Below are 14765 nucleotides of genomic sequence, written 5' to 3'. Positions count from 1 at the left end.
GGGCGGCTTATGCTGCGAGCACGCAGGATCTGACGGGGTTGGCCCCAGGAACATACGAAGTAACGGTAACAGATGCCAATGGATGTACGGCAGTAACATCCGCCACTGTAGATCCGGCCACTGCACTGACAATCAGTGCGACGGCAACAGCAGTGCAATGTAATGATGATGATGGCAGCAGTGATGACGGAACAGTTGATGTAACCATTAACTCCGGAGGTGCAGGCACCTTAAGCTATTCATGGACAAAAGACGGGGCGGCTTATGCTGCGAGCACGCAGGATCTGACGGGGTTGGCCCCAGGAACATACGAAGTAACGGTAACAGATGCCAATGGATGTACGGCAGTAACATCCGCCACTGTAGATCCGGCCACTAAATTAACAGTATCAGTCGGTGCACTAAACCCAGAACTATGTAGTGGTGAAACGCTAACATTGTATGCAACGCTGACCGGAGGTACCCCGAATTATTCCTATTCCTGGAGCGGACCAAATGGATTTACTTCGACGGAACAGAATCCGGTTATTAATAATATTACAACTGCAGCAAGCGGAACTTATGAAGTTACAGTTACCGATGATAATGGCTGTCAGGCGACTGCTTCTGTTACGGTTACAGTTAATCCATTGCCCATTGCTAATATTGCAGGTGGTGCTGATGTATGTCTAAATAGTGTAAATCCAGTTATAACTTTCACGGGGGGTAATGGTACTGCTCCATACACGTTTACCTATACGATCAATGGCGGCAGTAACCAAACAGTTACAACAACGTCAGGAAATTCGGTCACGGTCAGTCAAACAACCGGAACAGCAGGAACGTATACCTACAGCTTGGTGAGCATTCAGGATGCAAGCTCAACAGCCTGTTTGAATAGTGCAAGCGGTTCAGCGACTATAACTGTAAGAGAAACACCTACAGCTTTCATGAGCGGGGCGACTACCGTTTGCCAGAATGATGACTCACCGGACATCACATTTACTAATCCAATGCCTTATTCCGTTGTTGTTACTTACCGGAGGAATGACATTGTACAACCAACCGTCATTATTCCGGCAGGCAGCAGTGAAACCAGGCCGGTTCCTACCAGTACCGCGGATACCATTGTGTATCAATTGGTGAAAGTTGGATATCAGTCATCCCCGAAATGTGAAAATGCGATTTCAGGCACGGACACCGTATTTGTTATCGAAAGAGCAAATGTGGTAGCTACACCTCCCTCGCAAGCAATCTGCTCGACTGATTCAATTGAAACTATCGAGCTGAGCAGCAGTACTGACGATTCGCGTGTAACGTTTAACTGGACCCGAAACAATACCGTTACAGTAACCGGCATTGCAGATTCCGGTTCCGGTGATATCTCAGGTACATTAACCAATTTAACTGCCGATCAAGTCACCGTAGCATTTACGATCAGAGCAACTATCAATGGCTGTGATGGTCCATCAACAATTGCAACGGTATTGGTTAATCCAACACCTGTAATTGATTATATCACTCCTGACACACAAACAAGGTGCTCAGGTATTGAGTCTATTAGCGCAATTGTCCCCCACAGTCCTACAGGGGGAACGACCTTTAGCTGGACAAGAGACCATGTTTCTGATGTAACCGGTCTCGAAGGATCCAATACTGGAAGTGTTCCCAATGTTACATTAACCAACACAACCAGTTCACCGATAACAGTTACTTTTAAGTTTGTCCCAAAATTCAATACTTGTGAAGGGGATACAGTGTTAGCGACCGCAGTAATCAATCCCACTCCGAATATAAATGACACAACAGTAACTATTTGTAACGAGGGTAGCTTTGGTGTCACTCCTCAGGATAGTGTCGACGGGGTCGTTCCGACGGGGACTACTTATACATGGGCTATTAAATCTTCAACCGGAGGGATTACGGGCGCACAGGCCAATACCAATAATCCCAGTTCCAGTATCAGCGGTGCACTTGGAAATTCTACAAATACGACACAATCCGTAACTTATTCGGTAACTCCCTCCTACAACGGCTGTATCGGAGGAATATTCCTCTTGACGGTAAATGTGACTCCGGAACCGGATATTCTTGATGTTACCAGAAGTATTTGCAGTGGCGATACAATTACAGTAAACCCGGTTAATGGTGCTAGCTATGGGATTGTACCGTCTGGAACAACCTATAGCTGGACTGTTCAATCTGCCGGTGGCATAACTGATGCCGACGATGGATTTGGATCAACAATTACTGATTTACTGACTAATTCGACGAATAGCCCGGATACGGTGGTTTACGAAGTTACCCCTACAGCCGGAATATGCCCCGGTGATCCATTCTCGTTGACTGTAATCGTAAAACCAATTCCTGATATTGTTGACTTGACTGATACGATTTGCAGTGGTGAAACTTTTTCAGTGACGCCTGAACATGGAACAGATGGTAGTGTACCTGATAATACGACTTACAGTTGGTCGGTTCCAAACGTAACCGGAGGAATTACAGGAGGAACAATTGGCGGTGGAGCAAGCAGTGTCAGCGGTACTTTATCCAACCCGACCAGTTCTGTTCAATACGCGACGTACACGGTCACTCCATCGTCGGGATCTTGCCCGGGAGAGACTTTTGAAGTAAAAGTGACCGTTAATCCAAGGCCCGCAATCAACCCGGTAACCCAAACGATATGTAGCGGAGATGACTTTACTTTTACACCGGACAGCCTGAATAACGGGAAAGTACCGGATGGAACCACCTATACCTGGTCTGCTCCTAGTGTGTCGGGAATCACCGGTACCGCATCGGGAACAGATACGATCGCTTTTTCTTCCGGAACGCTGATTAATACCACTACAACAGCCAAAACTGTTCCTTATATAGTGACACCCAAGTCGGGTGATTGTCCGGGAAATGTCTTCACGGTGAGTGTAAAAGTTAATCCAACCCCTGTAGTCGCAGATACGTCGGCGGCAGCTTGCAGTGATGTCGCATTTTCAGTTACACCGGCTAACGGAACTAGCGGTAATATTGTGCCCTCAAACACAAGTTATTCATGGGGAACTCCTGTTACCACCGGAGGAATGACTGGTTCTGCAGGTATTGGAAATTCAATCACCGGCACACTTGTTAATGAAACCAGTACAATTCAAACAGTGACCTATACCGTTACGCCAACTTCCGGAACATGTCCGGGAGAAACTTTTACGCTGACTGTTTCCGTTAATCCGGTTCCTGATGTGACGATCAGCGGTGATAAGACGATCTGCTATGGAACGGATACTCCTTATGTCACCTTTACAAATAAGGTGGATTTGCCGGTAACAGTCACCTATAATTTTGATGGGGCGAATTTTCAATATGATCTCAATGCGAACGAAACAGATTCAATACTGGCAGTAATTAACAACGAAGGTAGCTTTGTCTATAGTTTAGTGAGTGCTGAGTATCAGGATACACCGGCTTGTGCAACAGGTCTCAGTGGAACGGCGACCATAAATGTTGAACCGATTACGACTGTCGCTATTACACGAAATCCGCTTGGTGCCATCTGCCAAGGTGAAGAAGTAACTTTTACAGCCGATACCGCCAATGCAGGAGCAAATCCATTTTTACAGTGGCAGATTTCGATTGACGGTGGGAGTACATGGGGTGATCTTGTAAGTGAAACAAATGTCAGCTTTAGCTCAACAACACTCAATAATGCTGAAAAGATTAGGATGATGGTGACCACGCAGGTGGGAGAAACGCCATGTCCGGGGAATTATTATAGTAGTCCAATTACTATGACGGTGAATGATCTGAATGTTCCGCAAGTAAGCATTTATGAATCGGCCAACCCGATTTGCGACGAAACATCGGTGACCTTCATGACAGATTTGGTGATTAACGGAGGTGCCAACCCAATATTTCAATGGCTGGTTAATGATAACCCTGTTGGAGGGAATAGTAACACCTACACATTTTCAACACTAAGTGATGGAGACTCGGTGAAAGTGGTAATGATCCCGGATGCAACTGTAACCTGTCCGGGGCCTCCCGATACCAGTAATGTTATTGTGATGCAGGTTGATCCTCTTCCTACTGCTGTCGCAGGTGGAGGTGATTCTATCTGTGTAAATCAATCTGCGACCGTCAGTGGCGCATCAGCAGCTAACGGAACGATTTTGTGGACTCATAACGGAGGTGGCTCACTAACACGAGAAACAAGCTTAACGCCTACCTATACTTCTACTGCTGGTGATGCCGGGAATACCGTAACGCTGACCATGACCGTGACAAGTGACAATAGTTGTGGCACAGCAACTGATAACGCTAATTATAACATTCTCGTTTACCCCCTACCGGTTCCAACAATCTCCGGAGATCTGACTGTTTGTGAAAATTCCACTGGGCATATCTACACGACGGAGCCCGGAATGAGTAATTATGTTTGGACAGTGAATGGAGGTACTCCAACAAGTGGTGGGGGAAGTGCCGATGATTCGGTGACGGTTGATTGGGGATCAGCAGGGACAGGAACAGTTTCGGTTAATTATACCAATGCCAATGGATGTACGGCGAGTTCTCCAACCGAAATTTCAGTCGGCATTGATCCGCTTCCTACTGCATCGGCTGGTGGAAGCCAAACCATTTGTGTAAATGAAACGGCAACGGCCAGTGGGGCGTCTGCAAGTAACGGAGATATCTCCTGGACTGTAACTACCGGAAATGGTTCGTTGACAGATGAGACTTCACCAAGCCCAACCTATACCCCGGATGCAAGTGATGCCGGAACCACGGTTACCTTGACGATGGAAGTAACCAGTGATAATGCTTGTGGGAATACTGTAACTGCAGAGTATACAATCGATGTCGATCCGCTCCCTACTGCATCTGCCGGTGGAAGCCAAACCATTTGTGTGGATGAAACGGCAACTGTAAGTGGGGCATCAGCAAGTAATGGAACTATTTTGTGGACACATAATGGAGCTGGTTCGATTACCAGTGGCACAGAAATGACACTCACTCCAACTTATAATGCTGCACCGGGTGATGCCGGAAATACGGTAACACTGACAATGACCGTGACCAGTGATAATGAATGTGCCCCGCAGACAGCGACCGCTTACGATACAATTGATGTGAATCCGCTGCTGCAGGTGAGCGTTAGTATTGCTGAAAGTGCCGATACTGTTTGTGCGAGTACCTCAGTAACGTTCACTGCTACACCGATAAATGGAGGAACGAGCCCAACTTACGAATGGTTTGTCAACGGTTCTTCACAAGGAAACGATAGTCCAAATTACACCGTAACGCCTGCTGATGGTGATGAAGTTTACGTTAGGCTCGTTTCGAATGAAACCTGTACAACGGGAGATACTGCGATCAGTAACGCGGTTACCTTAAAAGTTTATAATGCTGCACCGGCGACTCCCAATGTACCGCAACATATCACCGGCCAGTCAAGCTCAATTTGTCCGATCGCTACCGGACTACAGTACTGGATACCCCCGGTACCTGATGCTACCAGTTATACCTGGAACTTCCCCGCAGGTTGGACAATAACTTCCGGACAAGGGGATACATTAGTCACAGTTACTGCGGGTGTACAATCGGCCGGCGACAAAAATATTACGGTTACTGCTACCAATGTTTGCGGATCAACAACAAGTGCAGCACTGGTTGTAGCCGTAAATACCTTCGCTTTTGTTGATGCAGGACCGGATATTGCGGTATGCGCAGGAGAGACACAAGTACAACTCAACGGTACACTTGATGGTGCGACTACGAAAAAAGATATCTTATGGACGGCAGATGAAGGAAGTTTCCAACCGAATGCCACGACTGAGGACCCAAGATATAATGTGCCAGCGTCTATTATTAATGGTGGTTCAATTATCATTACGTTAACCGCTCAGGGAGAGGGGGAATGCCCTGTTGTAAAGGATAGCATGACCCTTACTGTTCGTCCAGATCCAACGGCAAGTGTTGCTGTATCGGGTACCGACCCAATTTGTGAGGGGTCTGTGTCTGCAATTACTTTTACTGCGACTGCGAATACCGTGGTTACTTACCAGGTTAATGGAGGAACAAATCAAACGATTTCAGTTGATGGAAGTGGAACTGCCATATTGGATACAGGCCCGTTATCGGCTAGTACAACTTATACATTGGTTAGTGTAGCCTATGCGAGCGGAGAAGCATGTAGTCAGTCCTTAACAGCTTCGACAACTATGACCGTTAACCCTGCTGCAACTGCAGATGCAGGTGAACCTCAAACCATCTGCGCCGATGGATCAGCGACCTTAAATGGTTCGGTTGGAGGAGGAGCCAGTTCGGGAACTTGGAGTGGTGGAGACGGAATATTCAGTCCAAATAGCAGCACCCTGAATGCAACTTATACGCCTACTGCATCCGAGATAGCTGGTGGTTCGGTTAACTTGACCCTGACGACTGACGATCCTGATGGTCCTTGTGAACCTGAATCAGATAATGTGGTCATTACGATTAATCCATTACCAGTTGTGTCAGCTCCTTCAAGTGTTTGTGTTGGCGAAACGAAAACAATATCTCCTGCAACAGGAGGTACCTGGGCTAGCAGTAATTCTTCTGTGGCAACTGTTGATGCAAATGGTGTTATAACAGGAATTGCAGCCGGAACCGTTACTTTTACCTTTACAGATACTGCCACCGGATGTTCCAGTACAACTTTAAGTGTTACTGTTAACCCACTACCAGTTGTGTCAGCTCCATCAGCTGTATGTGTTGGCGAAACGGAAACATTAGATCCTACATCAGGAGGTACCTGGACCAGCAGTAATTCATCTGTGGCAACTGTTGATGCAAGTGGTGAAATTACAGGAATATCAGCCGGAACCGTTTCTTTTACATTCACACTAACTTCCACCGGATGTTCTGCTACAACTTCTGCTGTTACTGTAAATCCATTGCCAGCTGTGTCAGCTCCTTCGTCAATATGCGTAGGCGAAACGGAAATATTATCACCTACTACAGGCGGTACCTGGACCAGCAGTAATCCGTCAGTGGCTACTGTTGATGCAAATGGTGTAATTACAGGAATTGCAGCCGGAACCGTTACTTTTACATTTACACAAGCTTCTACGGGATGTTCTAATACAACTCCTGGAGTTACTGTTTATCCATTACCTGTTGTCGATGCCGGAACCTATGATCCGATTTGTCAGGGTAGCTCGGTTAATTTGGCGGGTAGTATTAGTGGAGGTATAACAACAGGAAGATGGAGCGGCGGATCCGGATCGTTTAATCCAGGTCCTACGTCGCTGAATGCAACCTATACACCAACAGCGGCTGAAGTTAACAACGGTTCGGTAACCTTGACGCTAACAAGTGATGACCCCGCTGGACCTTGTGGACCGGTAAGTGATATAACAACAATCGTCATCAACAAAGCCGTGGTGATTACCAGCCAGCCTTCCAATACCCCTGTTTGTGTGGGTGAGCCGGCTAGTCTGACAGTTGCTGCTTCTGGTGATGAATTAACATACCAATGGTATAAAGGGGGAGTGCCAATCACAGGTGCAACTTCCGAAACATTGAGTTTTAGTTCGGTTAGTTTATCCGATGATGGATCGTACTACGTTTGGGTGAAAGGAGCTGCACCATGTGATTCGGTGAAGTCGAATACCGCAACCCTCAATGTGGATGCTGCCATTACCATTACCACACAACCAGCATCAATAACCAAATGTGAGGGAACGAGTGTAAGTTTCAATATTGCGGCTAATGCCGGCGGAGCCCAGTTAGCTTATCAATGGTATAAAAAGGGAAGTCCAGACACGCCAGTCGGATCAAACTCATCAAGCTACACAATATCGGGAATTACGCCAGCTCATGCTGGTGACTACTATGTTGTTGTATCAGGACCAGCCGGGTTCACTTGTTCTTCAGTAACATCAAATACGGCAACATTGACGGTAAACACCAACGGAACGATTAATCCGACCACGGATGTGAACCAAACGGTATGTATCGACTCAACAATCACTGCCATTTCTTTTGAAATAGGAGGTTCGGCAACAGATGCTGTTTTATCAGGCTCGTGGCCTGCCGGAGTTGGCGGTTCATACAGCGGAGGCATCTTTATCATATCCGGGACACCAACCGAGTCCGGTACATTTAACTACACGGTTACAACAACGGGTGCCGATTGTGTGAATCCATCTGTAAGCGGAACCATAACAGTTAACGATGAAGGAACAATCGAACTTGGCGGGGGAACCGCAACACAAACGGTTTGTAAAAACACTTCGATAACCAGTATTTCGTATTTGATTGGTGGAAATGCTACCGGAGCTGAAGTTCCTCCTGGTTCATTACCTGCTGGAGTCACCGGTTCGTATGCAAGTGGAGTATTTACCATTAGTGGAAAACCTACAGAGGCTGGTGTATTCTCTTTTACGGTGTCAACAACCGGTTCGCCTTGCTATAATCAATCCTTGACGGGTACCATTACCGTAAGAGATGATGCTACAATCTCGTTGACCGGAGATGCGGATCAGGCTGTATGTATTTATGCCCTGATTGATTCGATTCGTTATACCATTGGAGGTTCGGCAACCGGAGTTATTCTGTCGGGCAATCTGCCCAACGGTGTTGAACTTTCTCAAGATAACGACAGTGTTTTCATTATCTCAGGTACGCCAACCGAATCCGGTACCTTTAATTATTCATTAACAACTACAGGGCCTTGTTTGAATACTTCGTTAAGTGGTTCTATCCAGGTTGATGAAATGCCGGACGGTGGTTTCCTGTCGCCTGCGATTTCTACAGCATGTACAGCAGACAATAGTGATACTCTTAAATTAGAAAGCTATGTGGGAAATGTGATCCAATGGGAAATGTCGCTCGATGGGGGAGTCACCTGGGACACACTGGAGGTTACAACGGATTTTTATGTCTATAATGACATCCCGAATACTGCGCTGTTTGTAGTATTGGTGGGTAATGATAATTGTAATCCTGTTTATTCCGGTTATGCCCGAGTGACCGTGATACCTGAGTTCAAGCCGGTGATTACAGCCTCGGGTGGAGATATCTGTGCAGGGGAGCCGGTGACGCTGACTGGTACCATTCCTGAATTTACCTTCGATACGGAACTTATCCCGGGCGGTGATTTTAACCAAGCCAACCTGCACACAATTGGATGGAATGTCTATGAAGACGGAATTATGGATAATAATTTCCCGGCCAATAATGATAACGAAAAACCAACCCTCTGGGCTGAAACTAACGGGCCAAAAAACTTCTGCGGTGGGAATGTTTTTAATTCGGAAGATAAGAAATTTGCTATTGTAAGTGGGGGGGTAAATTCCTGGATGGAAACACCGGTCTTTAGTCTGCCTTCCACGATGTCGTCAGCCGAACTAAGCTTTAAGCATGCTTATATGCTGGATGCCGATGCAACAGCGCGGATCACTCTTTCAACAGACGGTGGAAATACCTACAATATTCTTTTAGCAGAATATTCAGATACCCTGATGAGCGGAGATCCCAATGTGATAAACGATGTTGGTGTCGATTTGTCGGACTACATTGGAACGGACAATTTACGTATCCGCTTTGAGTTTGATAGCCCGAGTGATTGCAGCGTTTGGGCAGTCGATAATATTTCCTTACCCGCTCCACCTCCAGATATTACCTATCAGTGGGGGCCAATTGAACAAATCCCGGTTGGAGGTGGGGAAGTTGTCGTAGTTTTACCACCATCAACTACCGATTATACCTTAACGGTGTTTATTGCCGGATGTCCGGGATCTGCCGACTATCACACGGTTTATGTGATTAACAATCCGGTCGTACATACAACAAATGCCTGTGCGGGAGGTAGCCAAGTAGCTTTTACACAGTCAGGGGCACCTGATGGTGGAGAATGGAGTGTGACAGGTGGTGGTACAATTAACGTGGATACAGGAGTGTTTACCCCTACGGATCCAGGTTGTTTTGTGGCTACCTACACGACCACATCCGGAGATTGTAGTGGTTCGGCCAGTTTTGTTGTATTCCCCGCAGCACCGGATCCTGTTGTTAATACCGGTTGCGGCCCAATCGTAGTCACTCCACCAGACCTGGTTTCCGGATTTAAGGTTGAATATAGTTTTGACAATGGAGCAAACTGGGGGTCCAATACTCCTCCGACGGTAGAAAACTGTAATGGGTATTATATCAAAACCCGTTATGTTCTGGCAATCGCTTGCGATACCATTCCTGTTGACGAGTTCAGTTCGGATCCGGTGTGTAGCGAATCGGACGCGGTCGTGAGGAGAATTGATACGAATGATCCAACTTTCACCGTTCCGGCAGACAAAACCATTTACATGGACGCTAATTGTGGTTATAATGCAGATACATTGATCACTGGCTATGTTGAAGATGAATTTGACAACTGCTCGGAAGGCCTGAATGCAACCTATAGCGACGAGATTGTCCCGGGTGAATGTGGAGGCGAAGAAGTTATCCAGCGCACCTGGATCCTGGAAGATGATTGTGGACATCAGACGGTGGATATACAGTACATTACGGTGGTCGATACGGTTGGACCGACAATTATCTGCCCGCCGGATTCGACTGTTCAATGTATTGATGAGGTGCCTGCAGCGAATATTTCCTTGGTAACAGCCACGGATAAGTGTTCGGCTCCGGTAATGATCATTCATGTTGGCGATGTTTCGGACAACAAGACCTGTCCGGAAACAATCACGCGCACTTATCGCGCAACTGATGAATGCGGTAATACGTCCGAGTGTACGCAGTTGATCATTGTAAAAGACACTACGCCGCCAGTCATCTCTCCGCAGGCATCCAATGGCCAAACCGATTGTTCGACCTTAGATCCCAATGATGATCCGGGCTATCAAAACTGGTTGTCAACACGCGCCGGTGCAGCTGCAACGGATAATTGTGATGATGACCTCGAATGGACCAATGACAGTTTAACTCAAACTTGGGGAGGAACTCCGGCTAACCAGCAAATCAACATCACATGGACGGTTAAAGATGACTGTGGCAATACAGCGCAAACAACAGCAACTTATACAATTACGGACGATGTGCCGCCAACAATCACCTGCCCCGGAAATGTTGAAGAAATAGCAGCGCCGAATAATTGTTCCAAAATCCTGGCAACTCCGACAAACCCAACGATCAATGATGATTGTTCAGTACCCGCATTAAGCTACACGAGGTTATTCCCTGATGGAACATTTGATAATGATAGCGGTACAGTAACGGGATTGAGTTTCCCGGTAGGTGTCACTACAGTTACATATACCGCAACTGATGCCGCCGGATTGACGGCTACTTGTAGCTTCACCGTTAAGATAGTCGATGTGACACCGCCGAACATTACAATTGGGTGTCAGTCTGTGATAGGAATTATGGATGCAACCGATTGTTATGCCATTCCTCCGGATATTGTTGAGCCGGATTATAATGATGATTGCTGGCCTAAGGATTCTTTAGAACTAACATTTTCCATTACCGGAGCATGGTCGCCCGACACAACTGGTGTTGGATCTGTTGTTGGACTCGCATTCCCTGTAGGTATTTCTACGGTCACCTATACGGTAACGGATCCCGACGGAAATACAGCAGAATGCTCCTTTACTGTGACGATGTTGCGTGACGAGATCCCGTCAACAGCCATTACGTGTCCATCTGATCCCGCAGCCGTAACAGTTGCGGCAGATGCCTGTGATGCCTTTGTTAACGTAGGAGTACCGGCAATTAGTGAATATTGCGAGACTGCGACTTATACCATTACCAACGATTATAATATTGGTACGAATGCCAGCGATACCTACCCGGTTGGCGTAACCTATGTGACCTATACGATCAGCGACAACTCAGGTAATGACACGACCTGTGTGGTAACAGTTCAGGTAATTGGAACCCATGATCCGGAGATCACCTGTCCGACGAGCGTAACCGGTACAATGGATGCTTCGGATTGTGTTGCTTTGCCACCATCGATTGGCGAGCCTGTTTACTCTGCGGTTTGCTGGTCTACAGATTCGCTGGAGCTAAGCTTTGAGATCTTGAATGCTACCTGGGATACCACAGGTGTAGGGTCGGTCTCGGCACTCGAGTTCCCGGTAGGGGTTAACACGGTAACATATACGGTAACGGATCCCGACGGAAATACGGCAGAATGCTCCTTTACTGTGACGATGTTGCGTGACGAGATCCCGTCAACAGCCATTACGTGTCCATCTGATCCCGCAGCCGTAACAGTTGCGGCAGATGCCTGTGATGCCTTTGTTAACGTAGGAGTACCGGCAATTAGTGAATATTGCGAGACTGCGACTTATACCATTACCAACGATTATAATAGTGGTACGAATGCCAGCGATACCTACCCGGTTGGCGTAACCTATGTGACCTATACGATCAGCGACAACTCAGGTAATGACACGACCTGTGTGGTAACAGTTCAGGTAATCGGAACCCATGATCCGGAGATCACTTGTCCGACGAGTGTAACCGGTACAATGGATGCTTCGGATTGTGTTGCATTACCACCATCGATTGGCGAGCCGGTTTACTCAGCAACTTGCTGGCCAACAGATTCGCTGGAACTAAGCTTTGAGATCTTAAATGCTACCTGGGATACCACTGGTGTCGGGTCGGTTTCAGCGCTCGAGTTCCCGGTAGGGGTTAACACAGTTACCTACACGGTTACCGATCCCGACGGAAATACGGCTGAATGCTCCTTTATTGTAACGATGTTACGTGATGAGATCCCGTCAACAGCCATTAGCTGTCCATCAGATCCGGTGGCTGTAACAGTTGCTGCAGATGCCTGTGATGCCTATGTTAATGTTGGAGTACCAACAATTAGTGAATATTGCGAGACTGCGACTTATACCATTACCAACGATTATAACAGTGGTACGAATGCCAGCGATACCTACCCGGTTGGAGTAACCTATGTGACCTATACGATCAGCGACAACTCAGGAAACGACACGACCTGCGTGGTCACCGTACAGGTAATCGGAACCCATGATCCGGAGATTACCTGTCCGACGAGCGTAACCGGTACAATGGATGCTTCTGATTGTGTTGCGTTGCCACCATCGATGAGCGAGCCGGTTTACTCTGCAGTTTGCTGGCCAACAGATTCGCTGGAGCTAAGCTTTGAGATCTTAAATGCTACCTGGGATACCACAGGTGTAGGGTCGGTCTCGGCACTCGAGTTCCCGGTAGGGGTTAACACGGTAACCTATACGGTAACGGATCCTGACGGAAATTCTGCAGAATGCTCCTTTACCGTGACGATGCTGCGTGATGAGATCCCGTCAACAGCCATAAGCTGTCCATCAGATCCGGCAGCCGTAACGGTTGCGGCAGATGCTTGTGATGCCTTTGTTAACGTAGGAGTACCGACAATTAGTGAATACTGCGAGACTGCGATCTATACCATTACCAACGATTATACTGGTACAGATAATGCAGATGCATTGTATCCAATAGGAATTACGGAAGTTGTATGGACAATATCCGATAACTCAGGTAATGATACCACTTGTACTGTAACGGTAGAGGTTCTTGACCAGTTGCCGTCATTAAGTTGTCCTCCGAGTATTACAGTTCCAGCCGATTTAAATGAAACTTTTGCCTCAGGAGTCGAAGTAGGATTTCCAAACTATGCTGATAATTGTGATTCTACATTGATCTATACTGTTTTAGATCCTTCTGATAATCTTGACTCCATCTATAATGATCCGTCAGGTATAAACTTACTCACGGGATCACATAGTTATGATATTGGCGTAACCACCATTACCTATTATTTTGAGGATGGAAACGGGCATCAGGTTAATTGCGATTTTACAGTAACCGTGACAGGTCCACCGCTTATTGAGTGTCCTCCTGATACAACTGTTTATGCCGATACGAACTGTGAACATGTATTTGATCCGGGGTTTGCAAAATTACTGGAAGGCGTTCCTGCTATTGAATGGACATTTACGATTATTAATCCGGATGGTTTTGTAGGTTTAACGGATACTTATACAAAAAATACATTTGAGGACGCTGATCCAATTGGAAATTATCCGTTCCAACTTGGAGAATCGACCATCACCTGGAGTGCTGCAAATGTTTCTGGTTCTGACACCTGTTCACATCTTGTAATGGTTCTTGATACGATACCACCAGTTGTATCCTGTACCGTACGTAACCTCGAGGGTTGTGATACCGAGGTCATTACTGGCCCGGCTTTTTCAGATACAATTGCTGTTTCAGATTCCGTTCAATTTACCGATGCGATTAATTTGGGAACTGCCTCCGATAATTGTAGTATAGCAGGAGTTGAATACGTCGATGTTGTTTCCGGCACTTGTCCGATTATTGTAACCCGCACCTGGACGGTGTATGATGACTCGGGAAATCGTTCGAGTTGCGATCAGGAGATTAGAATTAATGCACCACCTCTAACACCGGCAGACCCAACTCCGGGAACAGCCAATGCCTGCAACTATGCAGACCAGGTTGCTCTGGATGCTGCTATTTCAGCATGGGTGACTGCACAGCAGGCAGCCGTAGTGGCAAGTGTTGTTGATGAAGGATGTGCTCCTGTTGTCACCAACGACTATGATGGCAGCCAGTCGATTGATCTTTGCGGTGGTGACCCGATAACCATTAACTGGACAATAACCGACCTGTGTGATACAATCACCTTTGATGCCGACTTTATCTTAATACCTCCAGTAACTCCGGACTATACAGCTGCAGCAGATACAACAGCATACTCCTGTTCTTATGCCAAC

1 protein-coding gene is annotated in these 14765 nt (G+C 46.8%); it reads left to right on the top strand.

What is annotated here, in order from left to right; genetic code table 11:
- Nucleotides 1-14765, top strand: a 14765-nt coding sequence (locus tag GJV22_RS05620) for an HYR domain-containing protein (protein WP_163709900.1), incomplete at both ends; no start/stop codon positions are given.

This window comes from Mangrovibacterium lignilyticum, from assembly GCF_010882175.1.
Lineage (GTDB): Bacteria > Bacteroidota > Bacteroidia > Bacteroidales > Prolixibacteraceae > Mangrovibacterium > Mangrovibacterium lignilyticum.
The sequence above is the reverse complement of the archived record's forward strand: the minus strand, read 5'-3'. Positions and strand labels throughout refer to the sequence as shown.